The sequence below is a fragment of the Nocardia cyriacigeorgica genome, assembly GCF_010858045.1.
GTDB classification, from domain to species: Bacteria; Actinomycetota; Actinomycetes; order Mycobacteriales; family Mycobacteriaceae; genus Nocardia; species Nocardia cyriacigeorgica_E.
Window position 1 is genome coordinate 1 of sequence record NZ_JAAGVC010000401.1, and the last position, 276, is coordinate 276.

At 62.3% G+C, this 276-nt stretch carries 1 protein-coding gene; it reads left to right on the top strand.

The features are described from left to right. Nucleotides 1–276 (top strand): RNase adapter RapZ (locus GV790_RS30205; RefSeq protein WP_306043482.1); only part of this gene is annotated, 276 nt, incomplete at both ends.

The following is a 276-nucleotide window of genomic DNA, read 5'->3' on the forward strand; positions in this document are numbered from 1 at the left end:
GTTGGGGGCCCTCGTTGACGAAATTGCCGCCAATAACATTGATCGCCTAGCGGTGGTTCTCGATGTGCGTAGCCGCATCATGTTTGACGCCCTAGGGGTGGCCGTCAATGCGCTCGACGAGCGCGGCATCGACCCTGCCATCGTCTTCTTGGAAGCGTCCGATGAGACAATTGTGCGCCGCCAGGAGTCCAGCCGTCGTCCGCTGCCGCTGCAACAAGGTGGTCATCTGCTCGACGCCGTTGCCCTTGAGCGGCGGATGCTGTCCGACCTGCGAGC